This is a genomic window from Lysinibacillus sp. UBA5994 (assembly GCF_002429725.1).
GTDB classification, from domain to species: Bacteria; Bacillota; Bacilli; order Bacillales_A; family Planococcaceae; genus Lysinibacillus; species Lysinibacillus capsici.
In genome coordinates this window covers 110,494-136,956 of record NZ_DJAU01000057.1, presented here as the reverse complement: position 1 = coordinate 136,956, position 26,463 = coordinate 110,494, and the positions used below count along the sequence as shown (strand labels likewise).

General features: G+C 36.9%; 32 protein-coding genes. 21 read left to right on the top strand and 11 right to left on the bottom strand.

Annotation, left to right across the window (positions count from 1 at the left end):
* Positions 1-13: 13 nt before the first annotated feature.
* The 3 genes from B3D98_RS19545 (at position 14) to B3D98_RS19535 (ending at position 2,282) form a co-directional block, all read left to right on the top strand.
* Positions 14-931, top strand: coding sequence for a DMT family transporter (locus B3D98_RS19545; RefSeq protein ID WP_103118947.1), 918 nt, complete (start codon positions 14-16; stop codon positions 929-931).
* Between the two features lie 85 nt (positions 932-1,016).
* On the top strand, positions 1,017-1,574 hold the full coding sequence (locus B3D98_RS19540; protein WP_288585436.1) for a histidine phosphatase family protein: 558 nt from the start codon (positions 1,017-1,019) through the stop codon (positions 1,572-1,574).
* A gap of 60 nt (positions 1,575-1,634) precedes the next feature.
* Positions 1,635-2,282 (top strand): uridine kinase family protein, encoded by a 648-nt coding sequence (locus B3D98_RS19535; protein ID WP_054549670.1) that lies wholly within the window; start codon positions 1,635-1,637, stop codon positions 2,280-2,282.
* A gap of 42 nt (positions 2,283-2,324) precedes the next feature.
* Here B3D98_RS19535 and B3D98_RS19530 read toward each other — a convergent pair whose 3' ends face one another.
* The 4 genes from B3D98_RS19530 to B3D98_RS19515 all read right to left on the bottom strand — a co-directional run bounded on the left by B3D98_RS19530 (position 2,325) and on the right by B3D98_RS19515 (position 4,354).
* A complete protein-coding gene (locus B3D98_RS19530) occupies positions 2,325-2,969 on the bottom strand; it encodes an SIMPL domain-containing protein (protein ID WP_048394056.1) in 645 nt (214 codons plus the stop codon).
* A gap of 47 nt (positions 2,970-3,016) precedes the next feature.
* Positions 3,017-3,643 carry a DUF2238 domain-containing protein gene (locus tag B3D98_RS19525; protein ID WP_054549669.1) on the bottom strand — a complete coding sequence of 209 codons (627 nt, stop codon included), beginning with the start codon at positions 3,641-3,643 and terminating at the stop codon, positions 3,017-3,019.
* 105 nt (positions 3,644-3,748) lie between these two features.
* Positions 3,749-4,051, bottom strand: a complete 303-nt coding sequence (locus B3D98_RS19520) for a YunC family protein (protein ID WP_004231716.1) — start codon at positions 4,049-4,051, stop codon at positions 3,749-3,751.
* Between the two features lie 180 nt (positions 4,052-4,231).
* On the bottom strand, positions 4,232-4,354 hold the full coding sequence (locus B3D98_RS19515; RefSeq protein WP_004231718.1) for a hypothetical protein: 123 nt from the start codon (positions 4,352-4,354) through the stop codon (positions 4,232-4,234).
* A 271-nt stretch (positions 4,355-4,625) separates the two neighbouring features.
* On the opposite strand from B3D98_RS19515, the gene B3D98_RS19510 reads away from it, so the two are divergent.
* Positions 4,626-5,360: a polysaccharide deacetylase family protein gene (locus B3D98_RS19510; protein ID WP_053075725.1), complete on the top strand. Its 735-nt coding sequence runs from the start codon at positions 4,626-4,628 to the stop codon at positions 5,358-5,360.
* 65 nt (positions 5,361-5,425) lie between these two features.
* On the opposite strand, the gene B3D98_RS19505 is transcribed toward B3D98_RS19510, so the two are convergent.
* A complete protein-coding gene (locus B3D98_RS19505; RefSeq protein WP_004231722.1) occupies positions 5,426-5,686 on the bottom strand; it encodes a hypothetical protein in 261 nt (86 codons plus the stop codon).
* A gap of 105 nt (positions 5,687-5,791) precedes the next feature.
* Here B3D98_RS19505 and B3D98_RS19500 point away from each other — a divergent pair, with 105 nt between their 5' ends.
* A complete protein-coding gene (locus tag B3D98_RS19500) occupies positions 5,792-6,586 on the top strand; it encodes a DUF2268 domain-containing protein (RefSeq protein WP_115673127.1) in 795 nt (264 codons plus the stop codon).
* 18 nt (positions 6,587-6,604) lie between these two features.
* Positions 6,605-7,114 carry a DNA-deoxyinosine glycosylase gene (locus tag B3D98_RS19495; RefSeq protein ID WP_066037962.1) on the top strand — a complete coding sequence of 170 codons (510 nt, stop codon included), beginning with the start codon at positions 6,605-6,607 and terminating at the stop codon, positions 7,112-7,114.
* 14 nt (positions 7,115-7,128) lie between these two features.
* On the opposite strand, the gene B3D98_RS19490 is transcribed toward B3D98_RS19495, so the two are convergent.
* The 3 genes from B3D98_RS19490 to B3D98_RS19480 form a co-directional block, all read right to left on the bottom strand.
* The gene (locus B3D98_RS19490) at positions 7,129-7,929 is read right to left on the bottom strand and encodes a cytochrome c oxidase assembly protein (RefSeq protein WP_288585425.1); all 801 of its coding nucleotides are present in this window, start codon (positions 7,927-7,929) and stop codon (positions 7,129-7,131) included.
* 13 nt (positions 7,930-7,942) lie between these two features.
* Positions 7,943-8,425, bottom strand: a complete 483-nt coding sequence (locus tag B3D98_RS19485; protein WP_196333044.1) for a DUF2243 domain-containing protein — start codon at positions 8,423-8,425, stop codon at positions 7,943-7,945.
* Positions 8,426-8,496: 71 nt separating this feature from the next.
* Complete coding sequence (locus tag B3D98_RS19480; RefSeq protein ID WP_054549665.1) at positions 8,497-9,387, bottom strand: endo alpha-1,4 polygalactosaminidase; 891 nt, start codon at positions 9,385-9,387, stop codon at positions 8,497-8,499.
* Between the two features lie 132 nt (positions 9,388-9,519).
* On the opposite strand from B3D98_RS19480, the gene B3D98_RS19475 reads away from it, so the two are divergent.
* The 3 genes from B3D98_RS19475 (at position 9,520) to B3D98_RS19465 (ending at position 12,683) form a co-directional block, all read left to right on the top strand.
* Entirely contained in the window at positions 9,520-9,885 is a 366-nt protein-coding gene (locus B3D98_RS19475) for a hypothetical protein (protein ID WP_054549664.1), read from the top strand.
* A gap of 331 nt (positions 9,886-10,216) precedes the next feature.
* A complete protein-coding gene (gene abc-f, locus B3D98_RS19470) occupies positions 10,217-11,848 on the top strand; it encodes a ribosomal protection-like ABC-F family protein (RefSeq protein ID WP_115673163.1) in 1,632 nt (543 codons plus the stop codon).
* A 70-nt stretch (positions 11,849-11,918) separates the two neighbouring features.
* The gene (locus tag B3D98_RS19465; protein WP_233732233.1) at positions 11,919-12,683 is read left to right on the top strand and encodes a hypothetical protein; all 765 of its coding nucleotides are present in this window, start codon (positions 11,919-11,921) and stop codon (positions 12,681-12,683) included.
* Positions 12,684-12,727: 44 nt separating this feature from the next.
* Here B3D98_RS19465 and B3D98_RS19460 read toward each other — a convergent pair whose 3' ends face one another.
* Positions 12,728-13,219 (bottom strand): SRPBCC family protein, encoded by a 492-nt coding sequence (locus B3D98_RS19460; protein WP_244205556.1) that lies wholly within the window; start codon positions 13,217-13,219, stop codon positions 12,728-12,730.
* A 4-nt stretch (positions 13,220-13,223) separates the two neighbouring features.
* The gene (locus tag B3D98_RS19455; RefSeq protein ID WP_115673130.1) at positions 13,224-14,615 is read right to left on the bottom strand and encodes a PLP-dependent aminotransferase family protein; all 1,392 of its coding nucleotides are present in this window, start codon (positions 14,613-14,615) and stop codon (positions 13,224-13,226) included.
* 113 nt (positions 14,616-14,728) lie between these two features.
* Between B3D98_RS19455 and B3D98_RS19450 the strand changes: the two genes are divergently transcribed.
* The 3 genes from B3D98_RS19450 to B3D98_RS19440 are packed head-to-tail and all read left to right on the top strand — an operon-like array spanning position 14,729 to position 16,997.
* Entirely contained in the window at positions 14,729-15,679 is a 951-nt protein-coding gene (locus B3D98_RS19450) for a proline dehydrogenase family protein (protein WP_054549661.1), read from the top strand.
* Between the two features lie 4 nt (positions 15,680-15,683).
* The gene (locus B3D98_RS19445; RefSeq protein ID WP_054549660.1) at positions 15,684-16,577 is read left to right on the top strand and encodes a DMT family transporter; all 894 of its coding nucleotides are present in this window, start codon (positions 15,684-15,686) and stop codon (positions 16,575-16,577) included.
* Between the two features lie 54 nt (positions 16,578-16,631).
* A complete protein-coding gene (locus B3D98_RS19440; RefSeq protein WP_066037968.1) occupies positions 16,632-16,997 on the top strand; it encodes a YybH family protein in 366 nt (121 codons plus the stop codon).
* On the opposite strand, the gene B3D98_RS19435 is transcribed toward B3D98_RS19440, so the two are convergent.
* The gene (locus B3D98_RS19435; RefSeq protein ID WP_054549658.1) at positions 16,994-17,788 is read right to left on the bottom strand and encodes a sulfite exporter TauE/SafE family protein; all 795 of its coding nucleotides are present in this window, start codon (positions 17,786-17,788) and stop codon (positions 16,994-16,996) included. The genes B3D98_RS19440 and B3D98_RS19435 overlap by 4 nt on opposite strands.
* A 112-nt stretch (positions 17,789-17,900) precedes the next feature.
* Between B3D98_RS19435 and B3D98_RS19430 the strand changes: the two genes are divergently transcribed.
* From B3D98_RS19430 to B3D98_RS19390, 9 genes are all read left to right on the top strand, one after another.
* Positions 17,901-18,470 (top strand): nucleotidyltransferase family protein, encoded by a 570-nt coding sequence (locus B3D98_RS19430; RefSeq protein ID WP_054549657.1) that lies wholly within the window; start codon positions 17,901-17,903, stop codon positions 18,468-18,470.
* 21 nt (positions 18,471-18,491) lie between these two features.
* The gene (locus B3D98_RS19425) at positions 18,492-18,956 is read left to right on the top strand and encodes a DinB family protein (protein WP_103118936.1); all 465 of its coding nucleotides are present in this window, start codon (positions 18,492-18,494) and stop codon (positions 18,954-18,956) included.
* A 10-nt stretch (positions 18,957-18,966) separates the two neighbouring features.
* On the top strand, positions 18,967-19,797 hold the full coding sequence (locus B3D98_RS19420) for a helix-turn-helix domain-containing protein (protein ID WP_048394085.1): 831 nt from the start codon (positions 18,967-18,969) through the stop codon (positions 19,795-19,797).
* A 204-nt stretch (positions 19,798-20,001) separates the two neighbouring features.
* The gene (locus B3D98_RS19415; protein ID WP_009370609.1) at positions 20,002-20,985 is read left to right on the top strand and encodes an ABC transporter substrate-binding protein; all 984 of its coding nucleotides are present in this window, start codon (positions 20,002-20,004) and stop codon (positions 20,983-20,985) included.
* A 154-nt stretch (positions 20,986-21,139) separates the two neighbouring features.
* Positions 21,140-22,147, top strand: a complete 1,008-nt coding sequence (locus B3D98_RS19410; protein ID WP_048394088.1) for a FecCD family ABC transporter permease — start codon at positions 21,140-21,142, stop codon at positions 22,145-22,147.
* A gap of 28 nt (positions 22,148-22,175) precedes the next feature.
* Positions 22,176-23,171, top strand: a complete 996-nt coding sequence (locus B3D98_RS19405; RefSeq protein ID WP_016993066.1) for a FecCD family ABC transporter permease — start codon at positions 22,176-22,178, stop codon at positions 23,169-23,171.
* Between the two features lie 29 nt (positions 23,172-23,200).
* On the top strand, positions 23,201-23,980 hold the full coding sequence (locus tag B3D98_RS19400; RefSeq protein ID WP_048394302.1) for an ABC transporter ATP-binding protein: 780 nt from the start codon (positions 23,201-23,203) through the stop codon (positions 23,978-23,980).
* The gene (locus B3D98_RS19395; protein WP_048394090.1) at positions 23,980-24,750 is read left to right on the top strand and encodes an alpha/beta hydrolase; all 771 of its coding nucleotides are present in this window, start codon (positions 23,980-23,982) and stop codon (positions 24,748-24,750) included. Before B3D98_RS19400 ends, B3D98_RS19395 begins: the two co-directional genes overlap by 1 nt.
* Positions 24,751-24,869: 119 nt before the next feature.
* Positions 24,870-26,441: a BCCT family transporter gene (locus tag B3D98_RS19390; RefSeq protein WP_288585401.1), complete on the top strand. Its 1,572-nt coding sequence runs from the start codon at positions 24,870-24,872 to the stop codon at positions 26,439-26,441.
* Positions 26,442-26,463: the final 22 nt, after the last annotated feature.

Here is a 26,463-nt window from a genome sequence, read left to right as displayed (position 1 = left end):
GGAGTACGATCCTATGTCAGAAAATAGAAATGCCTATATAGCAGCAATAATTTATGCATTTGTCATTGGGCTCTCATTTATGTTTGTGAAAGTTACGTTGACTGTAGCAAGTCCTATTGATATACTTGCACATCGTTTTACTTTTGCATTCATCGGTATTGTTATAATCATGGTAATGACAAAAAATAAGCTAATAATGAACATGCAGGACCTACTAAAAATATTACCGTTAGCCATCTTGTATCCAATTGCTTTTTTTACGTTTCAAGTGCTTGGACTTGCTAAAATTTCCTCATCAGAGGCGGGAATTATTCAAGCGACAATTCCTATTTTTACATTAGCATTGGCAGGTTTATTGTTAAAGGAAAAAGCTACTCGGGGTCAACTTGTATCTGTAAGTTTGTCCGTACTTGGTGTCATCTATCTGTTAATGATGAATGGAGCAAATACTACTATAGGAAATGTCATAGGAAGTGGATTTATTTTACTATCAGCGATTGCGACATCACTTTATAATATTTTTGCTAGAGGGCTTACCAAGAAATATTCTTTACTAGCATTAACATATGTCATGACATTGTGTGGATTTGTTATTTTTAATGGAATGGCTCTTGGAAGTCATATGATGAATGGAACACTCAATGAATTTTTTAAGCCATTAACACATGCTCATTTTGTCTTCGCTATTTTATATTTAGGTATACTATCTTCACTTGGTACATCCTATTTATCTAATTATGCTTTATCTAAATTGGAAGCATCTAAAATGAGTGTCTTTAGCAATTTTGCAACACTTATTACTATTTTGGCAGGGGTCTTATTTTTACAGGAAGATTTCCATCTATATCATCTTATTGGTGGCATCATGATTATTATTGGTGTGATAGGGACGAATTATTTTGGGCGGAAAAATGTAGAACAAGTGAGATAATGAATAGGAACATTTAAATCTGAGCTATTTAGTAAACGGGGTATAATAATCGTTTATAAATGACTTTCTAAATTAGGAGGTTTTTATGGGGAAAATTTATGTTATTAGACATTGTCTAGCACAAGGACAATCACTAGATGCACCCTTAACGCAGAAGGGAATAGAGCAAGCAAATAGTTTAGCTGAATTTTTCAAGAATCTAAAAATTGATCGAATTGTATCTAGCCCTTTCTTAAGAGCAATCCAATCCATTGAACCATTAAGTAGCAGAGAAAGTATGAAGGTTGAAATTGATGAACGTCTTTCGGAGCGGCTTTTAAGTACTAGAGATTTTCCAGATTGGTACGAAAAATTACAGGCGACATTTGTTGATATGGATTTAAAATATGATGGTGGAGAATCCAGTAATGAAGCGATGCATCGAATTGTAGACCTTGTAAAAGATGCATTTGCTCAGGATGTTGATAATACATTAATTGTGAGTCATGGCAATATCATCTCTTTGCTATTGAAGTATTATGATAAGGATGTTGATTTTCACTGTTGGAAAAATTTAAGCAACCCAGATGTTTTTCTACTAAGCCCTAAGCATAATGGAGTAATGATAGAGCGAATATGGGATTCCCCGTATAATGAAGGCTAATATTAAGTGGTATGGTAGGAATTGTTTCTTGCCATACCTTTTATAGTGAAGGAGAGTATGATGGAGACGATATTAAAAGAAATTTTAAGATGGGTTAAACAAGCTGATAAAAAAATCATAATCGGCATTTCTGGTCATGGAGCTGCTGGAAAAACGACATTTGCCAAAAAACTTATACATGCTTTAGATCAAGATGAAGTGAATTATTTAAATACTGATCCGTATATTGTGGATTCGGATATTCGCAAACAATCAATACTTGAATATACATATCAAAATGAGCATCATCGTTTTAAAATGACGGCTTGTCATCCCGCTGCTCATCATCTACCATCATTGGAGCGAGATGTTCAGATGATAAGAGAAGGACTCGATTTAATGACAATCGATACACATTATATGAAAAGTGCATTAATTTCTTCAAAAAAACAGATCACGATAGTAGAAGGAATGTGTGTAGCATTTATAGATCCGCAGTTATTCGATTTAAAGATTTATTTTTATACGGATGGGGCTACAGAACTTAAAAGAAGATCAGATCGTGATGTGCTTGAAAGAGGGACAGATATAAATTATTTAAAACAATCACATGATGAGCGACGTATTCAATATGAATTATTTATGCATCCACATTGCCAACATTTTGATATGGTTATTAAAACTCAGGATGATGAAATCCTTATTGAAAAAAATACACTTGTAAAATAAATGAGGGCCTTCTGCACTTTGAGTAGCGGAAGGCTCCTAACTTTAGTATTGAAATTTCACACGAACAGTAGCATCAATAGCAATTTGTCCCTGTTCTATAGGCGTGATTCCCGAGGATACAGCCATAGAGCGATAAAGGATAGGTGTGTTAGCCTGCTCTTCCACAATCTCTACAGGGAGTGGCTGCAAAGGCAGGTGCATAGTTTCTGCTATTGTTTTCGCCTTCAATTGAGCATTCTGTAGCGCTAAACTTAATGCTTGCTGATAGTAAGCATCGGTATGGTCCATTTTGAACTGAATATTGGTTATTCGATTTGCCCCATTTTCTACAGCCGTATCAATGATTAAGCCCAAATCATTGGTATCCGAAACGTTGACGGAAATGGCGTTGACTACTTCATAGCCATTAAAAATTTGTTTGCCATCTTCGAAATTATATAGTGGTGTGATTGTATAACTAGCAGTTTGAATTTGTTCTCTTGGAATACCAAGTGCGATAAGTGATTGCATAACTTCATTCATGATTGCCGCATTTTCCTGTTGAGGACCTTGTACATGGTTGCCCTGTGTTTGGACTTCAATTTGTAATTGTACAGAGCTTGGTGTAGCCATTACCTGTCCATAGCCGATTACAATCATAGTACGTGATGGATGATGTGTTTGTTGATTGACCTGTGCATAGTACATCTAATACCACCTTTCATAGGTTATATAATCATGCTATGCAAAAATATTTATGATTTGTTTATTCTTTTTAAAAATTTGTCATGGAGCTTTGTGAATAGAAGTAAAGCTAAAATAGCTCCCAGCAAGGCTAAAAACATGTCCCATTGTGCATCCCATTTATCTCCCTGCATGCCTAAAAAATCCTTTGCTCCTTTACTTCCCTTCGAGATTCTTGTGCTTAACCATTCAATGATTTCATAAAAAGCAGCAATTGCGAGCAGAATACTGATCGTAATACCTGTAAGCCAAGCTCCTTTTGTAAGTGGTGTTTTCCTGATTAGTATTTCCCTTATTACGATGGCTAATAAACCTTTTAAAAAATGGCCAAACCTATCATAGTGATTACGTTGTAAATGAAATTCATCTTTTATCCAATTAAAAAGAGGGACTTCCGAATAGGTATAATGCCCACCTATAAATGTCAGGATCGACAAGAGAGCGATAATAAAATAAGAAAATGTGGTAAAGCGAAATTTATGATAAATGCAAACAACGACTGTTATTGCCACAATTCCAGGACTGACTTCAGCTAGCCAATCTAAATAGGAGGACGGCTTTATAACAGACCAGATGAAAACAATTAAAACAATAATAAGTAAGGTGGCGTGTATTTTAACATGTTGCCTACTATTCATACTAACAACTCCCTTTGTCCCACAGTATGGGAAATGGGGAAATTGCTTATTCAAATAGTTAGCAAACAAAAAAGAAAAGCGTCTAGTTGACGCTTTTTTAGCCAATTAGATCATTTTTAAAAGTGCCTCTACACCAGTCATTCCTTCTGTAATACCAAGCTGTTCTGCTTCATATGTTACAGATTCTAATGGAGCTGTTAATAGCTCGTCAATTGTTTTCACGCCTACTGCACGACCAGCAATAATTTTTCGATCAACTAAGCGACTATTTAATAGGCCGACATCTAAAGCACCACACATAATGTAGCCTGTATCATTAGAAATAGTTAGTAATGTTGTTTTAGGTAATTGAACAACTACTGCAGTGAAGAAATGCCCTTTAATCATAATAGGTTCAATTGTCACCATTGAAATCACTCCTTTTCTCTATATACATATGGTGAAGGCTAGCAAGGTGTTCGACATTTTCATGAAAAAAACTAAATATGTTGCTAGATGTATAAGGATGAAAGGAATTAGGGGAAGCATCGGAGGTACTTTTTAACAAAAAGGAATCTACTCAAATGAATAGATTCCTTTTATCCTTTCTTATCTTGTATAAGAAAGCAAAGCAGTTTCTTTAAATTTATGTAATGCATTTGTTGCCTCACGTTTAGAACTATACTCAAACATGCGATAAGTGTTTTCTTCAAATACTGTAATAATCCACATATATGTCATCCCCTTTATTGTGTTGCATAACATTTATATATTTACAATAACTGTTATATATCAGATTTGATTTAATTTTACATCAATAAATAAAAAAATAAAGTACTATTCAAAGATTTTCACATATTGTTCAAAATTATAAAGAACGTTTAAAATTTTTTTGAAATAATTAAAAGGAGAAAACAGACAATCCTTCACAAGTATATTTCCGGGTAATTCGTAAATAGTAAGTTGACGGAGTTCTGTGATTTCGGACTTGGGAGGTGATGCTATGACACGTAATTACGTATTCATTTTTATGGTTTTCTTTTTAATCATCTCGGGATTTTTAGTGCAGGAAGGCTACGCAGATAGAGGTCGTCCTTATTATGAGGAGACAGGTGAAGTTGTTTGGGATATCAAAACAGAGGATAAAATTGTTGCACTCACCTTTGATGATGGTCCACATCCTAAATACACAGCTGCTGTGCTAGATTTATTAGCAAAATATGATGCAAAAGCCACCTTTTTTATTATTGGAAAAAATGCAGAAAAATATCCAGAGCTTGTTTTACGTTCTTATACAGAAGGCCATGAATTAGCAAATCATACGTATACACATCCATTTAAAGTTTCCATCAAAAAATTGCAAGAGGAGCTTCAAAAGACAAATGACACGATTTATAGTATTACTGGTTTTTCCCCAGTTTTATTCCGTCCCGTTGGTGGAAATTACACGGATGCTATGATTAATGCTGCTGTTAAGGACGGCTATAAGGTAGTAATGTGGTCCTGGCATCAGGATACGCAAGATTGGAAAGAGCCTGGTGTAAGAAAAATTGTGCAAAAGGTAATGAAGGGAACAAGGCCTGGAGATGTCATTTTATTTCATGATGGTGGCGGGAACCGTACACAAACAATTCAAGCACTAGAAGAAATACTACCTGCATTAAAAAAGCAAGGCTACACATTTGTTACAATATCCGAGCTGATTGAAAGCAAACAGCAACAAGAGCAAGTTCAATAATGAAAAATGAGCCATCTCAACAATGTTTGAAATGGCTTCTTTTTCACTTAAATAAAAGGTTTGAATTAGAAGAAAATAATTGGAGCTAGCGCAATACCTAAAATTGTTCCTAGAGCAATTCCATAGCCAAAACCTTCTCCTCCATACCCTCCAAATCCCCAAAACCCTAAACCATAACCACTATATCTTCTATCAGGTAGAATCCATACCTGTCTTCTATCTACCCTTGTGATTTCTCCAACATGTACTTTACCAGATGAATCCGAGATTCGAACACGTTTACCATGATATTTACAGCAAAGACTATAAGCATCAGCTGGATTCACACATATCCCTCCTTTCATTGTCATTACAAGCTAATATATGCGATTTGATGCATTTATCACTAGCCGATTGTCTATTCAAGACATATGCTGTGAAGAGGTGATAATATGGCAGTTGTGTCAACGGATAAGTGGTTAGATGAATTTGTAAGTGCTAGAAAATCAACTAGAAAGGATGAGCGAACAAGCTTACAATGCTCGATTCTTTGCGGTCGATTAGTCAAACTATTTCGAGATGGGCTTCCAGAAGAAATTCACTATACATTACAGCAACAGGGTCTTTTTTTACCTCATGAGGAAGTCGATGTTGAAAAATTAAAGAGGCAAAAAGTATGGGCCAGTGTACAGCAGGAGTTCCTATACTTACAGAGGAAATGGAATGGCCCATCAATACCAATTTATATTTTCCCAATTACTCAGCAGCAAACGATAACCAATAAAAATGGTGTCGCTTATCCTCATTCGCTTTTTTTATTTGTGGATGATTTAGAAAAGCAGGAGCTTCAAGCATTATTTGCTCATGAATATAACCATGTTTGTCGTATACACATATTAAAAAAAACTTTAGATGATATGACTTTATTGGATTCTCTCATTTTAGAAGGCTTAGCAGAAGATGCGGTGAAAGATTTATACGGAGAAAGGTGGATTGCTCCTTGGTTACAATCCTACTCAGAAAAAGAACTTTTAGCTTTATGGGAGCATCATTTTTTACCGAATTTACAACTTCAAGGAATCAAACAACATCATCCATTTCTATACGGGGGGGCCCTTCCACCTTGGATAGGCTACTGTATAGGCTACAAAATTGTGCAGTCGTATAAAATGAACCATTTATGCCAACATCCCTTATTCATTTCAAGCCAAGATTTACTTACTGGTTCGAATTTTCCGCTACAATAGAGAAAAGGAGTGATTGTTGTGTCCAATGAATTAAAAAATATATTATTACCAATTGTAGACTCATCAACAAGGGTGCTCATTGTTGGATCCATGCCAGGAAAACAATCGTTAGAGAAACAGCAGTACTATGGCAATCCACGCAATCACTTTTGGCCTATTATGGGTGAGTTATTACAGATAGCGATTCCAAATGATTATACAGAGAGAATAGCCTTATTAAAAAACAATGCAATCGGTCTTTGGGACACGATTGCAACTTGTGAACGTGAAGGAAGTTTAGATGCAGCGATACGCAATGAAAAGCCCAATGATTTTCAAACCCTTTTTGAACAATACCCTAATATTCAATTAGTGCTTTTTAATGGAGCGAAAGCATTTGAGGTTTTTAAAAAGCATATTGGCTTAGGGCTTCTAGAAGGACGAGCCTATAAAAAAATGCCATCAACAAGTCCAATACCAGGGAAAAATATTAAAACGTTCACTGAAAAGCTAGAGGACTGGCAGATTATCCAATCCTATTTAACCTAATCAACAGGGCGAGATTAGCGTGATGAAGTAGCTGCTTTGGGTTGAATACTATTCCTTGTGCTTTTAAACCATTGATAAAAGAGAATATACACAAGAAGGATTTCAATAGCATCTCCACCGTAGTACATGATCTTAGCACCTAGTTCTGCCTCAGTGGATGGTACATGATGAGGCGGATTTGCAAAAATAAATTTTGCCAATATGGCATGAGCAGCCAATGCTACTACTAATGTAAGGGATCGAAAAACATAAGAGTATGAATGTGGAGTAGGATCAATATAAATAAAGGCAATAGTAAACAAATAACCCGCTAGAAAAATATGGAGATGAATGAATACATACAATAGTATATGTTCATGCATCAAATTGAAAAGTGAGGTTGTATAGAGTAACCATAGGCCTCCTACATTTAGAATAGATGCAATAATTGGATGACGAATAAAACGAACATACGGATTTTTTAGTAGTCGAGAGAGAATACGTGCCCTGTTTACTGGTAAGGTTCTTAACAGCAGAGTCATTGGTGCTGCTAAAGCCATAAGTAATGGTGCCAGCATGCCAAGCAATAAATGTCCTATCATATGTGCGTCAAAATGAATATGACTAAGAGCAGCCAATGGGCCGATTAATGTAATCAGAGCACAGACATTTCCAACAATCCAACAGATAGTACGGAAATGAGGCCATTGTTTTTTATGTTGATTCGAAATAATAAATGCGAGGATATAGCCTATAAGAGCTAGAACAAATGGCAAGGCCAGTAGAAGCTGAACCATAATAGGAAAGTTTTGAGCATGAACATCGTGAGAATGCAAGATGCGCCACCTCCTATTGATCTTTTTGATTTGTTTGGAGCAGTAAGACAATACCGATAATTATTAATAGCGCCGCCAATATGTTCCAAACGATATCATAGGGAAGTATTTCAACATTGTAACGAATTTGGTGAAGTTTCATGAATTTATGTTGTATAATTCCATCGTAAAGCTGAAATGAGCCTGCTCCAAGAAAAATACCGCCTAGCCATCTTTTTAGCCAAAACCCATGTTTTCTATTTAGATCAGCCAATAAAAAAGCAGATCCAATGGTAGCAAAAAAGCTGAATGCATGAAATAAACCATCTGAAACTAGTCCAATAGCTGCTGTAGACTTATCATAGAAATGATGCCAGTGTAATAATTGGTGAAAAATCACCTCATCTATAAATGCAACAACCCCAAGCCCAAATAAAATCCCAGTCCACATGTTACGCTGCTTATATTGAAAGCGATTTTCATGCTGATGTTTTTGTTCTTCATACATATTGGTCATATCCAATCCTATCACCTCAAGCTGATTTTCTTTTAGTCTACCCCTGAGATGAGCTCTTAAACAAATATCCCTCAAAACAGTCGTTTGTCAGAGGGAAGTAAGGATGATTGCCAGCTATTATAGTAAGAACCAGCAGGACTGTAAAAGAATTTGAAATGATGCTTCTCAGCTAATGCACGGCTTTTTGATTCTTCTTCAAAACCAATTGCCATCACCTGTGTACCAAATTTATTGCGTATGTGGACAAGCTGTTGCATCATATCGAGTGACCATTTATCTTTTCCTACCACAGGATACGAAAAATCCTCCCACATAATAAAATCAATATATGGTGCTGTATAATCGGCGAGTGTTTGAAATCCCCAATTTTGAGCAACAGATATATTTGGATGTCGTTTTTTGATTTGTTGGATAAAAGATAACATGGCTTCATTTTGCCACTTTTGTTCATCTTCAGGTAAATAGGAATTGATATTACCAACCGTATCTAAAAACACACCGTCTAAGCCTTTCTGAACAATTTGCTGCTCTATTTCTGCTAGCAAAATGTCTTGATAGTGCGTAGAAGTCAAATCCATTAAAAAAGAATCCCATTTGGCAAAATACATTCTTTCACCCTGTTTGTCTCGATAAAAATCTTCTTCCTTTAATTGTTGATAGAGTGCTGTATTCCATTTGTCTGCTTCCATCACATTAATATAGCCGTACACTAAAGTACCGCTTTTTTGAGCATTGACGATATACTTTTGCTGCATTTCAAGAGGTTCTACAATCACTAAATCTAACTTCGTCATGCTCTTGCCAATGGCATCGTTGCCTTTATCTAAGTAGTATGTGTAATCTTTCACATCAGCAAGCTTTGCTTGAATATTTATGGAAGAAGAGACTGAATTTTTAGCAAGCAGCATCCACATACTACCTGCGATAAGCAGGGCTAATAAGAGTATCAATAATTTTTTCATAAGTACTCCTTTTTGAAGGATTTTCCTTCCATTATACAATAATAGGAACTAGGTTACCTTTGGTAAATGGGCAATGGCTCAACGGTGAATCGCCCTTTTACATATATTGAATAATGTAAAAGGAGGGTTTGTGTGTATAATAATCCATTTAGAGAAGATAATTTTAGAAGACCTGGTGGTTGGGGAGGTTATAATGATTTTGAAACAACGTCATTTGGGCCAACTCATTTCGGCCCCCCTCCCGCAGGACAAATGCCAATGAGTACACCACCAGGTTTTTCACCACCAATTCCTGCTTGGCGAGAAGGTTCTAGTGGTATACGCTCCTGTTTATTTAGAAATACGTATATTTGGATGAATAGTGGTAGAAGTTTTTGGTTTTTCCCAACAGCTGTAGGAAGGGAAATCATTGCTGGCTTTAGATGGAGTCGAAGATATGGCTGGTATTTCCGTACCATTTCTAGAAACCAAATTCGTTCCTATGAATGTTTTAGATAGACTTAGCTCAAGGTATGGAGTTTTATTTTTAAAAAAATGATGTTACAATGACGATAACGATGAATGAAGGGAAGATGGGTGGCTAATGAATAACTAATCTTAATTTTTGTATAGGAAATTTTATATTTCACGAACAACAAAAATAGGATTAGTCTGCCCATTTTTCATAATAATTGCTTTATATTCGCAAACCACTGCCGATATTTAGCTACTCCAAAGCTTGTTTTCACAATAATTTTGGAGCTTATTTGTGTATGATATTGTAGCGACTAATCCTTCCAAATGAATTGGAGGGATTTTTTTGTCCCTCCAACTGGAGAGGATGGATAGTATGAAGGAACTTTTAAAATTACAGGATGTACGTTATGAAATAAAGGATATGTTGTTATTTGAGCATGTGACAGGCACAGTAAAAAAAGGCGAAGTCATCGGCATTATAGGGAGGAATGGTGCTGGGAAATCGACATTATTACAATTGATTCAAGGTACATTATCACCAACTATGGGAGTAATTCAGGGAGCACAGGCTTTAAAAATTACATTTGTTGAACAGGAGCTAGCTCATTTTGACAAACTAGAAGTATCCGCAAGAGAAGCTGATCTGCTGGCTAAGTGGCAGGTACCTAATGTGTCATTTGCAGCGTTAAGTGGGGGTGAAAAGCTGAAAATGCGTCTTGCAGAAGGTTTTTCCCAGAATGCTCAAATTTTATTACTTGATGAACCAACGAATCATTTAGATGAACGAAGTACCGCATTCCTCATCAGACAAGTACAAAACTATAAGGGGACAATCATCGTGGTATCACATGATCGCTATTTTTTAGATAAGGTTGCCACAAAAATCTGGTCTATTGAGGAAAAAAGCCTGATTGAACATGATGGCAATTATACAAGCTACATGGCTGATAGGGAACACCGACGATTAACACAGCAACGTGCCTACGAGAAGCAGCAAAAAAACATTGAACGAATTGAGGCTCAAATGTCGGAACTGACGTCTTGGTCACAAAAGGGCCACGCCCAGTCAACAAAACTGGAAGGTTTTAAGGAGTACCATCGTGTGAAAGCAAAGCGTTTAGATTCTCAGGTGAAATCTAAGAAAAAGCGATTAGAGGCTGAACTTGCGAAGACAAGAGTGGAAGCAGTGGAGCCAGAAGCAGAGATTCGTTTTTCTTTAGGCACGAATCAACGAGTTGGCAAGCGCTTACTGGAAATCAAGCATTTATCTTTAAAATTTGGTGAACGCATACTATTTAACGATGTGAATATTACGGCTCAATTTGGAGATAAGATAGCTATCACAGGAAAGAATGGAAGTGGGAAAACAAGCTTTTTAAAAGTTCTTTTAGGCAAGCTAGAAGCTGAGGGTGAAGTATGGGTATCACCAGCTGCAAACATTGGTTATCTGACACAGGAAGTATTTGATTTACCACTTGATCAGACACCAGAGCAATATTTTTATCAAGAGACATTTGAAGAGCGTGCTAAAGTGCGCAACTTGATGAAGAATTTAGGGTTTACACTGACACATTGGACATCTCCCATAGGCAAAATGAGTATGGGAGAACGCGTAAAGTGTAAGCTGATGGCTTATATTTTAGAGGATAAAAATGTTCTTATTTTAGATGAGCCGACAAACCATCTTGATCTACCTTCTCGTGAGCAGTTAGAGCATACTCTTACTCAATATAATGGAACATTGCTTGTCGTTTCACATGATCGATACTTTCTAGAAAAAGTCACGAACAGTGTTTGGGAGCTTCACGGTCAGCACATCAAGAAAAAGTGGACAGAAGTCACACCGAATAAAGTGGATGATACAGCGGCTCTCCGTTTAAAGCTTGAAACGGAAAGGCAAGAGATTTTAGGCAAACTGAGCTTTCTAACAGTAAAAGATAAGGACTACACCATGCTTGATCAGAAGTTTAATGAGCTGACGAAGCGCATCAATGAACTTCAATAGCTGAAGCGTTTAAGTTAACCTTTTTCAGGGGAAAATATGGAGAGAAGGCATTTCTTAAATGGGGGTTAACATGTTGAAAAAGGTAGTATTTCTCTTTTTATTGTTAAGCATTTGTAGCTTAAGTGCTTGTGCTGAACGAAATAAGAATGCACAAGAACATGAGATTGAAACAAGTACATCTGTAGCACTGTCTAATAATGATCAAATTGATGCGGTTCAAGCAACTGAAGCTCTTCAACAAATAAAGGAGCAGATACATTTCAATGTTCCAATAAAAATGCCAACAACGTTACCTATTGCTGAGGGTGCATTTTTATCAGCTACAGCAAGAACACAGGGCGACCAGGTTGAAGTTATTTTTTATGAGAGCAAAGAGAATATGCCAATTAACGATATTCGATTAAAGAAATCAGCGACTGTTATTGGAAGATTGCTGGTCAAGAAATATAAAAGTGTGGAAGGTGCAAGCACACAGATAGCATTTGATAATTTTAATCAAAATGGCGGGCAAGAGGTTGATCTTGGTTACAATATAAAAGGTTATCAAGATGCAGGCGCTGGTTCATTATGGACTGGTTGGAACGAAGGGCGATGGGCAATTGCCACTCATACACGAACTGATAATCCTGATGCAGGTGTCAAACTTGCTAAGCAGGCAGTAGCGTATTTAGAGAACCACATGCTACCTATTCCAAGGCAATATGGCATGGCTCAGCTAGATGTCTATCAATCAGGTAATTTAATAGTGTGGCAGGATGAAAAGCTTGTTTACACACTGGATTCAATCAAAGATCCTTTAAAAGCACTAGCAATTGCTACAGCCTTTTATCAATAATAGAAATCCTAGAGTAATGATGCTCTAGGATTTTTTGTATTATTTTACTTTATACTATTCAGCATTTTTTGGTATTCGCTGAATCTTTGCTGCCATTCATCCATTGGGAAATATTGATGGTCAACGCCATTTAGTAGATCTTTTAACATATCAAGACAAATATGCCATCCTGCTAAATCCTTCGGTGTATGCTCTGTCAGATTTTGAAGTGTCTCCACTAATACCAATAAAGAACCCTTTTCAGTAGAAAATAATTCAAATCTCACCGTATCTGTTCCCCAACCAAATTCTAATACTTCTTTCTCAACATAATCTGTGATGGTTATTTCCTCAAAATTACCTGTTCCATCATTCATATTAAAATGTATTTTCCCGTTCTTACGTAGCTCAATGATTTCTAAATTACTCATCCATTTTTGTAGGTTTTCATTGTTAGTCATAGCGGCCCAAACGGCATCTATTGAATATAGTAATGGCCGTTTGAATGTAGCAATATGGTAATTTGATTGTTTTACAATAGTAGCTAGCACAGACATCCTCCTAATGATAAATTGCTTGAAAAAGTCTAGTGATGCCTAGTTCAATTTCATGCTTTTGTAAATGACCATAGCCAATAATCAATCTGTTATTATATTTTCCCTTTTGAATTGTATGATCCTCTACTGGGTAAACCTTTACACCAAATTGTTCTATTTTCACTAATAAGTTTCGTGTAAAATTAATCTTCTCAAATTCTGCAACTAAGTGCATACCTGTAGAATAGCCAAATATTTTTATGTTATGTGAAAAAGTGGATTGTAAACATTGAATCAGAAAATCACGTTGGCTTTTATAGAACTTCTTCATTTTTGTGATATGTCTTTCCATATAGCCCTCCTGTATAAAGCGAGAAAGGATAAGCTGGTCTAAGGAAGGTGTATGTAAGTCCGTAAACCATTTTAATTGACGGCATTTTTCAGTAAGCTGTGTTGGAAGGATAATGTATCCTATTCTTAATGCGGGAGAGAGAATTTTACTAAAAGAACCGATGTAGAGAACTAGCTCTGGATCTAGGCCCTGTAAAGAGCTAACAGGTGGCCCTTCGTAGCGAAACTCACTATCATAATCATCTTCTATTAAAAAGCAATGATTCTTTCTAGCATACTCAATTAATTGAATTCTACGCTGAATAGGTAAGGTACTTCCTAAAGGAAATTGATGAGAAGGAGTTAGAAAGACAAGTTTAGGATCTATATTATCTGGTAATAGGCTTGTTTTCATCCCGAATTCATCTACTGGTACCGGATAAATGGTAGCACCAGAAGCTTTAAAGATAGTTTGAATATCATTCGTTATAGGATCTTCCATAATAGCAATATCATTAGATGACAGCAATAATCTCGACACAAGCATCATTGCCTGTGTCGCACCAGATGTAATAATAATTTGCTCTGGATGACATTCAACGCCCCTTGTCCTTAATAAGTAGTGGGCAAGAGTATGCCTTAATTCTATGCGCCCCTCTGGAACCCCGTATCCTAATATGGAGGACTCACTATCGTGCCATAGCTGGTGACTTATCCTCGCCCAAGTTTTACGAGGAAACAAGTCGAGTGCTGGAATACCCGAGCGTAAGTTTACAACCTCTTTCCCTACTATTGGATCTCCTGCTTTATTTGTAATAAGAGGTTTGGTCTGTTGTGGTAACAATGTGCCTTCTGCAACAAATGTACCAGCTCCTCTTCGTGCAATTAAAAATCCTTCGGCAAGTAACTGATCATAAGCTTCTAATATGACATTTCTTGATACTTTTAATTCTACTGAAAGCTCTCGTGTTGATACTAATTTTTCACCTGCCTGAAGTTGTCCACTTAAAATTTTTTCCCGTATTTGCTGATAGATTTGACGATTTAAAGGAATATCTAATGCTCGATCTATAGGTATCCATAACATTTTACATACCTCCGATTTGAAAGTGGTACCTTTAAAATCACTTTAAAGTGGTTCTACAGTTACCAATTTTATCATGATAAAGTACTTACCAATACCGAAGAGGGGGAATAAATATGAAGAAAACAGAAGAATTAGTGATTCAGGCCTTAAAAGCCGCGGCACGAGACGAGCGCTTGAAATATGCGGTGCAGCAATCAACAGAGCTCTACCCATTATTATGGAAAGCAGCAAAAAGGTATGTAACAGGAGAAAAAAGAGAGGATGCCATCGCTGCTGCACGTAATTATCTTAATGACAATTATAATATCTCCATTGAATATATTGGGGAAAATACAACCAATTTAAGGGATTGTCAAAGAGCAAAGGATGAGCTTTTACAAGTAATTGAGGAAATGGGGATTTTATCTTTAAAGCAAACAGTATCTTTCGATTTATCTCATATAGGTCTTTCTATTAATGCTGAGATTGCTTATAAGCATCTTGAAGAGCTTACACAAAAAGCTCAGCGGTATGGAATAACTTTGATGATAAGTATGGAAGAGTCCTCAAAGACTAGTGATATTATTACTCTTTACAAAAAAATAGCAACGAAGTATACAAATGTTGGAATTACATTGCAAGTGCATCTTTATCGTACAAAGTTAGATTTACAAGAACTTATGCAATATCCAGGGAAAATAAGACTTGTTAAAGGGGCTTTTCAAGAGTCTGTCGATATAGCCATGATCAGATCAGAAGAACTGAATAAGCATTATCTTGATTATGTTGATCAGTTAGTAAATGCGAATCATCCGTTATCAATCGCTACACATGATGAAATGCTTATTCAAGAGATAGAGCGACGTCAATATCTTGAGAACCCAAATGTTGAAGTTGAGATGCTTTATGGTGTACGCCCTACATTACTCAATGAATTAAGAAGGAAAGATTATCGTTGTAGAGTATATTTAACGTATGGAAATGAGTGGTACTTATATCTTTGCCACCGAATTGCTGAACACCCTGAAAACCTATATTTAGCAGTAACCGATATTATTAATGAATCCATGGAACGAGTAGTATAGAAAAATGAATAGGTGGATCGGGAGTAGTGGGAAAGTTATTGTGGCGATGAGTATCGTTGGTAGTTCAGTTGTTGCGGGCAAATTGGTTGTTCAAAGTTTTCCAATTTTCTTAGCTAATGAACTAAGATTTCTTGTGGCTGCAATTATTTTGATTCCTTTGTGGATAAAGATAGAGGGATTTTCAACATTAAACAGAAAAGAGTTAGTAGCGATTTTTTTACAAGCGTTATTAGGGGTGTTTTTATTTAATCTATTAATGCTCCATGGTCTTTCAAAAACGACTGCTATGGAAGCTGGTATTATTACTGGTACTCTGCCAGTCTGCACGGCATTCCTATCCTATTTTATTTTGAAGGAGAAATTAACGAGGAATATGGGTATTAGCATACTTCTTGCCGTAGTGGGAGCCATCCTTATGAACATTGCTAACCATTCTACTACTAACCATTTTTCAACTTCATTATTAGGCAATCTATTCATTTTAGGTGCAGTATTCTGTGAATCTTTATTTATCATCATTGGTAAGTTAATTTCTTATCGTATGAGTGCTCTTACAGTCTCAACTATGGTTAGCTTATTTGGCGTCATATTATTTTTCCCATTTGCTGTAGCTGAAAGCAGATATTTTGAATTTAAAGAAATATCAGCTGCAGAGTGGGGATTAGTATTGTATTTCGGCATTGTTGTAACCGTCATAGCGTTTCTTTTGATGCAACAGGGTCTTGCAGTAATTTCAGCATCTTGGGCAGGTGTACTTACTAGCTTATTGCCAATTAGTAGTATGATTTTATCTTCTATTCTATTGGATGAAAAAATAACTAATCTTCAGGTCTGTGGTTTTTTCTTAATTATAGCTGCCATCTATTTACTGTCAAAGCAGAAAGGGATACAGAACTAGTGATTTATAAAAAGTTAATTATCGGATAATATTGTAAAAAAAGGAGGGGTGAAGATGACACATCAACAAGCATTGGAACATTATATCCAAGCAACAAATACCCATGATTTTAATCAAGTAAAGGCTATTTTGCATCCACAAGCAATTTATTGGTTTTCTGATAAAACATGCACAACAACAGAGGAGATTGAGGCTTATTTCAAGCATGCATGGAATGTCATTAAAGAAGAGGTTTATTCAGCTACTGATGTAAAATGGTTAACCGTTGATGAAACGACGGCTACCTGTCTTTATACATATCACTATGAAGGCTATCATAACGAAAAATTTGTATCAGGTAGCGGTAGAGCAACTAATATTTTTACATTAGTTAACGATCAATGGAAGGTAATTCATGAGCATTTGAGTAGTGGTCATTAAATTATTTTCAATGTAACTTGAACAAGCAACAATATAATAATCAATGTTAGTAGTGTTTTGGCTATTTTTAATGGAATGTATGGGAGCACTATAAGACCTAATTGGGAGCCTATAATGGAGCCAACTGCCATAGCAATTGCATAGTGCCATTGAATAAAGCCAGTGTGATAAAACACAATAAATGCTCCTGTACAGCTCCCGAAGAGGAGTACTCGAGTGAGCTGTACAGCCTTTATGTAAGTATGATGAGTACGTAGATAGTGTAAGATGCTAAATGTCGAAGAGCCAGGGCCGAAACCACCATCATACATAGCGATGAAAAATGGTTGCCAAAAATGAGGTGCTTGATGTTCTAGCGAATCAGGAACTTCCGTCAACGCCTTATTTTTCAAAGTTACGACTAAAGCCAAAAGAAGTAGTACACAGGCCATATAGTTCATAGTTTGCTCAGACAGCGAAACCGCTAAAAGTGAGCCGCAAATCCCCCCAACAATAGCAAGAGCTATATATTTGATGATAGATGTGAGATGTAGCTCCTTCTGATAGAGTAGAAAAAAAATACTGGATAAAGATGAAATGCCTGTCGAAAATTTGTTTGTGGCAATACTTGTTTGAATAGGGATACCGACAAGCATCATGGCAGGAAGTGTAATTAGTCCACCACCCCCTGCAAGTGTACCGATAAAAGCAGCTACCATCCCGATACATACGAGTGTTAAAGAAATGTTTGTATAGAAAAGTCCAACTAAGCTAAGTAGTACAAATAATAACAGCATGATCATTTTATTCATAAGCTTCTCCCTTTCTTTTATTAGCTTTAGGGTAAATGGTGTTAATGTATAAATCTAATATATAATTTTTAGTGATTTATAAATTTAATTTATATTAATGGAGGCTGACAGAATGAGGTTGCTTCAATCGGAGGAAGAGCTGAAGAACTTAATTGCATCTGATGACTGGGTGATGAGCATTTTATCCACAGTAGAAAACTTGCAACTACCAGATTGGTGGATATGCGCAGGAATTATTCGCTCAAAGGTATGGGATTACCTTCATAATAAAAAAGAAAGAACACCAATTGCTGATATTGATGTGATATATTTTGATAAAGAAAATTTAGCAGAAGAAGTAGAGAAGCAGTATGAGCGAGAACTGAGAAAGTTATCTCCAAACGAGCCTTGGTCCGTGAAAAATCAAGCACGAATGCATGTCCTAAATGGTAGTAAACCATATCAGTCTGCTGTTGATGGAATCTCTCATTTCCCAGAAATCCCAACGGCAATTGGAGTAAAATTATCAGATGGGGTACTAGAGATTGCAGCACCGTACGGTATTCATCTTTTAGGAGCAGGCATAGTAGAGCCAACATCGTTTTACCTAGAAAATAAGTATGCCTATGCGATTTATCGTCAAAGAATTCAGCAAAAACAATGGCATTTATGTTGGCCAGAATTGAAAATTCATCTTCAATAAAAAAAGAAAGAGGGGGAACAATTGCAACAAGATAAAACCTATGTCATTAAACACTATATAAAATCTTTAGATTGGATAGATAATTTACGAGGGTTATCTGAGGCACAATGGCGTATGCCCATTGAACCTGGGAAATGGTCGGTTGCAGAGGTAATTGGGCATCTTCCTCCATGGGACAAGTTTGTGCAAAATTACCGAATTCCTTTTCTCTTTACAGATGAGCGTCTGCCGAAAGGGCCAGATGTAGCACATTTGAATACGATGGCAGCTAAGAAAAGCCGTGAACAAACAATGGAGGAAACATTGAATGATTTTATTTCCACAAGGCGTCAATTATTGCAGGATATTCAGCAATGGACAGATGAGCAATGGCAACAGTCATTTAAAATTGGGCAGTCAGAAATGACTATAATCGACTATTTTGTAGGATTAATCAATCATGATTTACATCATTTTTCACAGATTCAGAATGTTATACATGTATAGGAGTTAGCATATGGATATCAAGTATTTAATTGATTACTTTGCACATGCTTCTGTAAAATTTACAGATGTTTTTACTAAAAAAATGGAGCCAGGTGAAGTAGATGCTGGTAGAACAACAGCTCCAGAAAAGTGTGGTTTAGTAGTGCCACTTGCAGGGAGTGCGATCTTTAGCTTTAATGGAACCCCCTATATGATGGAGCCAGGAATGATTGCCCATGCTGGCCCCCAGATGCCGATAGAAGTGAGAGCGACTGGCCATAAAGGTTGGGAGTATGCAGTTGTTCATTACAGCCTACCTACAGAAGAAATAAATCTATATCCACTAGCCGAGCAACATTTTCTAATCAATACAGGCTTTAACACACAAATTATTAGCCATGTTCAGCAATTAGTAGAAAGCTATTCCTTTCCTGGTAATATGGCTGTATTCAAGTCTAAGACATTATTTATGAATTTGTTGGAAGATATCCTTGTAGCGGCAAAAATGCAGGTTTTAGATAGTGCCAGCGAATTAATGGAACAGGCATTACAGTATATACATGAAAATTATGCACAGCAAATCTCAGTATCAAATATCTCGATGGAATTGGGCATTGAGCGTCGTCGTTTTGCTTATTTATTTGAGCAGCATACAGGTATGAATCCAAGTACATATATAACAGAATACCGTATACGACGTGCGAAAGACTTACTAGAATATGGTGGAATACCTGTAGCTGAAATTGCGGAATGTGTTGGATATGTAGATTGTTTTTATTTTAGCAGAGTATTTAAAAAGTGTACGGGTTTATCTCCCTCAGCCTATCGCAAGTTAAAAATAGAGGAAGCCAGATATGTATAATTGACTGTTTCTTATAAAAAAGAAGCAGTTTTTTTATTGCTTAAATCGGCAAAAATCCATGTCATTTTCGAAATCGTCCATTCACAATCTTTTTTCACTTTGTTAGGATAGTATCCGTAAATGATAATGAGTATCAATTATATATTGACTTATATATGAAAACGATTATCATTATCAATATGAGCTCGTTAGGGGAGAATATCTATGAATAAATATTTTAAAATGTGTGCACCAGCACTATTAGCATTATCACTGGCTGCATGTGGAACAGACAAAGCTGAGGAAGCAACATCAACAGCTAATACAGCAGAGACAAGTGCAACAGAATCACAGACAGAGCAAGCTAAATCAACGCAGACCATCACGTACTTAGGCGAGCAATATGAGCTACCAGCCGAAGTAAAGAACATTGTCGCTGCCAGTCTTGAATCAATGGAAGATGCGGCAATGCTTGGTATTAAGCCAGTAGGTGTTCTAGAAGTAGGTGGAAAAGTTCCTGCCTATCTAGCAACAGATTTTGAAGGAGCTACACTTGTAGGAAATAAAATGGAGCCAAATGCAGAAGCCATTCTTAATCTGGATCCTGATGTAATTGTGGGTACTTCGAAATTCCCTGAAGAAACGGCTGAAAAGCTCAACAAAATTCAAACAATGATTCCATACTCACATATTTCAACAAATTGGAAAGAAAATTTAACATTGCTTGCACAATTAGCTGGGAAGGAAGAGGATGCAAAGAAAATCATCTCTGACTATGAAGCCAAAGTTGCTGATGCCCAAGTAAAATCCAAGGAGCAATTAGCAGATAAGCAAGTATTAATCATCCGTGTTCGTGGTGGAGTGATGTACATCTATCCAGCAGGCGTTTATTTAAACCCTGTTCTATATGAAGATTTAGGAGCACCTGTACCAGAAGTTGTTACAACAGCTAAGGCGCAAGCGGAACTATCACTTGAAACATTAGCACAAGTAAATCCAGATGTGATTTTCCTGCAATTCGAGGATTCCGAGAATAAGGATACGCCAAAAGCTTTAGAGGAGCTACAAAAGAATCCAATTTTCACTAGCTTAAAGGCAACACAAAATAATCAAGTTTTCGTCAACACAATTGAGCCATTAGCACAAGGTGGTACTGCTTGGTCTAAGGTGAAATTCTTAGATGCTGCGGCTGAAAAATTATTTAAATAGTATAAACAGGCTGGTAGTAGATTTGGTGATATCACCGGGCTATTACCAGCCTTTTGTAAGATGTGGCATTTTTCATTGCAGGCGTTGTTAAGGGTATACACTTAAGTGATTGATATTGTGTACCGCAAAATGGATAAAGAAAAAGGTGTGAAAGTTGAAAAAAACAAACATAGTGTCGTTTTCAATATTAGCGATATCTCCTTTCCTTATTGCCCTTGTGGCACTTATTTCTGTTATGTATGGGACAAAAGATATTAGTGCCATTACAGTATGGCAGTCGATGACAGCATTTGATCCATCGGATGTCGATCATCAAATTATAAGAACAGGCCGTATTCCAAGAGTTGCCGCGGTATTACTAGTTGGAGCATTTTTAGCAGTTGCCGGTGCAGTCATGCAGGGGATTACACGAAACTATTTAGCCTCGCCTTCATTAATGGGTGTCAATGATGGCTCTGCATTTGTCATTACATTAGCCATTGTTTTTTTTCCTGGGCTACCAAACTATCAAATGATTTTATTATCGATGCTTGGTTCTGCATTGGGAGCTGGTATTGTCTTTGGTTTTGGCTCGTTAATCCGCAATGGCTTATCTCCAGTAAGGCTAGCCATAATTGGAACGGTCATTGGCACATTTTTAAGTAGTATTGCTACTGCTATTGCGATGTATTTCCAAGTATCACAAACAGTAAGTGCTTGGTATAACACAAAGGTACATATGGTAAATATGGATATGCTGATTCTTTCTATTCCATTTGGTTTAACTGGGTTGATCTTGGCTTTATTATCGGCAAAAGCGATTACCATTACTTCATTAGGTGAAGATATTGCCATGGGGCTAGGACAGAAAACAAAAGTAGTTCGTATTATTAGCATGCTAGCTGTCGTATGTTTGACAGGGACAGCGGTTGCACTTGTAGGGAAAATCGCCTTTGTAGGGTTAGTCATACCACATATTACACGCTTCCTTGTTGGTGTTGATTATCGCTATATTATTCCTTGTGCAGCTGTCATTGGAGCCTTTTTCTTAGTGCTTTGTGATGTCCTGAGCCGCGTTGTCAATTATCCATTTGAAACGCCAATTGGTGTCTTAACCGCATTGGTCGGTGTACCATTCTTCTTATATTTAGTTCGTAAGCACGGAGGTGAAAAACGTGCGTAAAAAAACCTCAAGTGTATTCTTTTTAACCATGCTGATGCTTGTTTTAATGATTTTAGTTGCGAGCTATTTACATATTACAAATGGTGTTTTTGATATGTCTGTAATGGATGTTATCAAAACATTGCTGCGGATCGAGTCAAATTCAAAGTTTGATCTTGTTATATTTGAATTCCGTTTACCTCGGATTGTCATTGCTGGACTTGTCGGTATTGGCTTAGGTATGGCAGGAGTTGTATTACAGGGGATTACACGCAATGGACTAGCAGATCCAGGAATATTAGGGATTAATGCTGGAGCTGGTGCAGCAGTCGTACTATTCATGTACTTCTTTCAAGTAAAGCTAGTGAGTGCAGATATGAACAGCTGGATGTCAATTTTAATGATGCCACTATTCGGTTTTATCGGTGGAACAATTGCAGCTATCCTGATTTTTTCATTTGCTTTAAAAAATGGTCATCTGGATATGCAGCGATTAATCTTAACTGGTATAGCTATCAATAGTGGATTTGGAGCTTTGTCCTTGTTCCTATCCTTAAAAATGAGTGCACAAGATTTTGAATCAGCTGCTATTTGGATGGCAGGTTCAATTTATAATGCGAATTGGATCTTTGCGCTTACGATGCTACCTTGGCTTTTGATTTTAGGAATATATGTGCATAGAAAATCATATTTACTCGATTATTTTCAGCTTGAAGAGGATAGCATCACAAGTTTAGGAATAGCTGTTGAAAAGGAGAAAATGAAGCTGTTACTAGCCAGTGTAGGTCTTGTCAGTGCTTGTGTGTCTGTATCAGGGAGTATTGGCTTCATAGGTTTAATGGCCCCCCACATTGCCAAGCAGCTTGTTGGTATTCAGCACCGTTACGTTATGCCAGTGAGTGCTTTAATTGGTGCAGGTCTGTTAATCCTCGCTGATTTTATTGGTAAAACCGTTTTTGCACCATCGGAACTGGCTGTAGGTATTGTTGTTTCAATTATTGGGATTCCATATTTCTTGTATTTACTGGTGAAATCTAAGGCATAGGAGGAAATGGCGTGCAAACTGCATTTAGAATGGAAAATTTGGCTTCAGGTTATGAGCAGGTACGTGTCTTTGAAGGGTTAAATTTAACGATAGAAGAGGGCAAAGTGACTACAATCATCGGTCCAAATGGTTGTGGTAAATCTACACTCCTTAAAACGATAGGACGTATTTTAAAAAAACAACAAGGTACGGTATATTTGCAGGAGCAAAATATGCAAAATTTATCGACCAAAGATATTGCCAAGAAACTAGCAATATTATCTCAAACACCGATAGCTCCTGGTCAATTGAAAGTGGAGGAGTTAATTGCGTATGGTCGCTATCCACATCGCAACAATGTCAATCGTTTAACCAATAAGGATGAGGAAATGATTGAATGGGCTTTAACAGTTACTAATACGATGGAATATCGAAATAGGGAGCTTGCCCAGCTTTCAGGAGGTCAGCGTCAGCGTGTTTGGCTAGCTATGGCCTTAGCACAAGAAACAAATATCTTGCTATTGGATGAACCTACTACTTATTTAGATATGGCGCATCAGCTAGAGGTATTGGACATTGTTAAAAGTTTAAATGAGCACCACAGCTGTACAGTAGTGATGGTTCTACATGATATTAACCACGCGGCCAGATATTCAGATCATCTTATTGCAATGCGTAAGGGTATTATTATGCAAACTGGCACGCCACAGGAAATTTTAAGTGCTGAGGTAATGCGTAAAGTATTTAATATTGATGCACGCATTATGGAAGATCCTGTAACCAATACACCTGTATGTTATGGCTATGAAATTTTGAAGGAGGATATCTAATGAATACAACTAAAGTAGACTACATTACACAACATATGACTTCAAAATTGACAAATTATTTGTACACGATTAATATCTATGTGCCAGAGGAGGAAGCGCCACAAGATGGCTTTCCAGTTTTGTATGTACTTGATGGCTCATCCTATTTTAACCTTGTAAAGGAAGCGGTGCGTCTACAAAGTCGTAATGCACCAAAAACAGGTATCCTTCCAGCTATTGTTATTGGAATTGGTCATGGCGACGATATGCGTGAAAGAAGATTTTATGATTTTACAGCACCTGCGGAGTCTTATATTTATCCAGCAAGATTTAAAGGAAAAGGTCATGAGAAGCTTGGAGGAGCAGTGGATTTTAGTCTCTTTATAGAAGAAGAGCTAAAGCCGACGATTGAGGCACAATATCCAGTAAATCAAGCACAGCAAGCTTTATTTGGTCATTCCCTAGGAGGTTACTTTGCACTGTGGCAACTATTTCACCACCAATCCAGCTTCCAGCGCTATCTAGCTATTAGCCCCTCCATTTGGTGGAATGAGCATGAATTAGTGCAGTGTGCTTCAGTATTTCTGAACGAGCATCAAGACATGAACGAAACTTTGTTTTTGAGCGCTGGTGAACTTGAAACCTTTATGGTGGATGATGCGCGCCAAATGGCGACAGTATTAGAAAAAATAATGAATGTTGAATTTTATGAGGCTTTAAACGAAAATCATGCTTCGATCGTACCAACTGTTATGAGTAGAGCCATACGTTTTATGCATAAATCACATTAATAGTAGACCGCATTGTCTTTTGATAATGCGGTTTCTTTTTTATTTATTAATAAAATTAACGAATGATACGCATAATAAAGGAAATTTGGTCATCTGTCTGGGATAAATGGAGGCGCTGTATGCAAAATAAAATTTTAAGAAACCCAGTATTTCTTATTTCAAGTGGAGCAATTTTTCTTTTGGTCATTATCGGAGCAACGATACCAGAAAAATTTAAGAACGTAGCAAACAGCGTATTTCATATGACAACGGATTATTTTGGCTGGTTTTATTTAATGTCAGTCTTTATTATCGTTATTTTTTTATTTGGCTTGGCAATTAGCAAATATGGTACCATTCGCCTTGGATCGGAAGATGGTCGCCCTGAGTTTAGTTTTATAACTTGGATTTCCATGCTCTTTTCAGCTGGACTTGGTGTCGGTTTGGTCTTCTGGGGAGTAGCTGAGCCAATGAGTCATTATTTTTCACCACCCTTCAGTGACACAAAACCGCTATCAACGGATGCAGCCCGACTGGCGATGGGATATTCATTCTTTCATTGGGGATTAAGCCAGTGGTCTGTTTATGCCATATTGGGCCTTGTTATGGCCTTTGTACAATTCAATAAAAAAAGAAATATGCTCATCTCCACTGCTTTAGAGCCTGTCACTGGAACAAATCGAGTCGTTAAAGGAACGATCGATATTCTTGCAGTAATTGCTACCGTCATGGGGGTAGCAACGTCTATAGGGCTAGGCGTATTACAAACAAATGGAGGTTTGACATTTGTTTTTGGTTTGCCAGATACATTTATCTTGCAAGTGGCCATTATTCTTATCATGTTTATTGGCTATATGTTATCAGCCACAACAGGTCTACAAAAAGGGATGAAGATTCTGAGTAATGTCAATATGACTTTAGCAATCGTCTTACTCTTATTTGTTTTTATTACAGGCCCAACAATCTTTATACTTGAAACCTTTACATTAGCTATTGGTGATTATATTTCAAATTTTATTCAATATAGTTTAAGGATGCAGCCATATGTTGGTGGAACTTGGGTGAAGGATTGGACAATCTTTTACTGGGCATGGGCGATTGCTTGGTCACCATTTGTAGGCTCCTTTATAGCTCGTGTATCCAAAGGCAGGACTATACGAGAATTTATTATAGGTGTATTAATTATTCCGCCCCTCATTGCCTGCTTTTGGATCGCGACCTTTGGAGGAACTGCGATGTGGTTTGATTTACATCAAGATGCACAAATCGCTCAATCTGTTCATAATGATGTAACGGTTGCTCTTTTCCAGCTTTTTGAACACTTACCACTTTCAGTGATTGCATCCACAATTGGAATACTTTTAATCATAATATTTTTAATTACCTCTGCTGATTCCGCCACCTTTATTATGGCAAGTATGACGACAAAAGGATCTTTAAATCCCACCATTTTATCAAAGTTTGTATGGGGTGTTTTGATGGCAGCTATTTCAGGTGTTTTATTGTATACAGGAGGTCTTGAAGCATTACAAACGGCCTCGTTAATTGCTGCATTACCCTTTACAGTGGTGTTACTTTTATTAATGATTTCTTATATTAAGATGATGAAGGAAGAGATTATTCCTCTTAAGAAAAAGGATATCCAACGTTTGAAAATAGCGAGAAAGCATATTGAAAAGGAAGCAAAAGTGAAAGATAAACATACTAAGTAGTAGGCCGTATTCGAAATAATAC

What these genes read in the sequence shown, in the direction of transcription:
- B3D98_RS19450 (WP_054549661.1), top strand. Translation starts at nt 14,729, where the DNA reads ATGAAGAAAACAGAAGAATTAGTGATTCAGGCCTTAAAAGCCGCGGCA.
- B3D98_RS19415 (WP_009370609.1), top strand. Translation starts at nt 20,002, where the DNA reads ATGAATAAATATTTTAAAATGTGTGCACCAGCACTATTAGCATTATCA.
- B3D98_RS19545 (WP_103118947.1), top strand. Translation starts at nt 14, where the DNA reads ATGTCAGAAAATAGAAATGCCTATATAGCAGCAATAATTTATGCATTT.
- B3D98_RS19540 (WP_288585436.1), top strand. Translation starts at nt 1,017, where the DNA reads ATGGGGAAAATTTATGTTATTAGACATTGTCTAGCACAAGGACAATCA.
- B3D98_RS19520 (WP_004231716.1), bottom strand. Translation starts at nt 4,051, where the DNA reads ATGGTGACAATTGAACCTATTATGATTAAAGGGCATTTCTTCACTGCA.
- B3D98_RS19420 (WP_048394085.1), top strand. Translation starts at nt 18,967, where the DNA reads ATGGATATCAAGTATTTAATTGATTACTTTGCACATGCTTCTGTAAAA.
- B3D98_RS19445 (WP_054549660.1), top strand. Translation starts at nt 15,684, where the DNA reads ATGAATAGGTGGATCGGGAGTAGTGGGAAAGTTATTGTGGCGATGAGT.
- B3D98_RS19455 (WP_115673130.1), bottom strand. Translation starts at nt 14,615, where the DNA reads ATGTTATGGATACCTATAGATCGAGCATTAGATATTCCTTTAAATCGT.
- B3D98_RS19465 (WP_233732233.1), top strand. Translation starts at nt 11,919, where the DNA reads ATGTTGAAAAAGGTAGTATTTCTCTTTTTATTGTTAAGCATTTGTAGC.
- B3D98_RS19525 (WP_054549669.1), bottom strand. Translation starts at nt 3,643, where the DNA reads ATGAATAGTAGGCAACATGTTAAAATACACGCCACCTTACTTATTATT.
- B3D98_RS19500 (WP_115673127.1), top strand. Translation starts at nt 5,792, where the DNA reads ATGGCAGTTGTGTCAACGGATAAGTGGTTAGATGAATTTGTAAGTGCT.
- B3D98_RS19460 (WP_244205556.1), bottom strand. Translation starts at nt 13,219, where the DNA reads ATGTCTGTGCTAGCTACTATTGTAAAACAATCAAATTACCATATTGCT.
- B3D98_RS19400 (WP_048394302.1), top strand. Translation starts at nt 23,201, where the DNA reads ATGGAAAATTTGGCTTCAGGTTATGAGCAGGTACGTGTCTTTGAAGGG.
- B3D98_RS19390 (WP_288585401.1), top strand. Translation starts at nt 24,870, where the DNA reads ATGCAAAATAAAATTTTAAGAAACCCAGTATTTCTTATTTCAAGTGGA.
- B3D98_RS19530 (WP_048394056.1), bottom strand. Translation starts at nt 2,969, where the DNA reads ATGTACTATGCACAGGTCAATCAACAAACACATCATCCATCACGTACT.
- B3D98_RS19430 (WP_054549657.1), top strand. Translation starts at nt 17,901, where the DNA reads ATGAGGTTGCTTCAATCGGAGGAAGAGCTGAAGAACTTAATTGCATCT.
- B3D98_RS19515 (WP_004231718.1), bottom strand. Translation starts at nt 4,354, where the DNA reads ATGTGGATTATTACAGTATTTGAAGAAAACACTTATCGCATGTTTGAG.
- B3D98_RS19535 (WP_054549670.1), top strand. Translation starts at nt 1,635, where the DNA reads ATGGAGACGATATTAAAAGAAATTTTAAGATGGGTTAAACAAGCTGAT.
- abc-f (WP_115673163.1), top strand. Translation starts at nt 10,217, where the DNA reads ATGAAGGAACTTTTAAAATTACAGGATGTACGTTATGAAATAAAGGAT.
- B3D98_RS19440 (WP_066037968.1), top strand. Translation starts at nt 16,632, where the DNA reads ATGACACATCAACAAGCATTGGAACATTATATCCAAGCAACAAATACC.
- B3D98_RS19480 (WP_054549665.1), bottom strand. Translation starts at nt 9,387, where the DNA reads ATGAAAAAATTATTGATACTCTTATTAGCCCTGCTTATCGCAGGTAGT.
- B3D98_RS19405 (WP_016993066.1), top strand. Translation starts at nt 22,176, where the DNA reads ATGCTGATGCTTGTTTTAATGATTTTAGTTGCGAGCTATTTACATATT.
- B3D98_RS19435 (WP_054549658.1), bottom strand. Translation starts at nt 17,788, where the DNA reads ATGAATAAAATGATCATGCTGTTATTATTTGTACTACTTAGCTTAGTT.
- B3D98_RS19485 (WP_196333044.1), bottom strand. Translation starts at nt 8,425, where the DNA reads ATGACCAATATGTATGAAGAACAAAAACATCAGCATGAAAATCGCTTT.
- B3D98_RS19395 (WP_048394090.1), top strand. Translation starts at nt 23,980, where the DNA reads ATGAATACAACTAAAGTAGACTACATTACACAACATATGACTTCAAAA.
- B3D98_RS19510 (WP_053075725.1), top strand. Translation starts at nt 4,626, where the DNA reads ATGACACGTAATTACGTATTCATTTTTATGGTTTTCTTTTTAATCATC.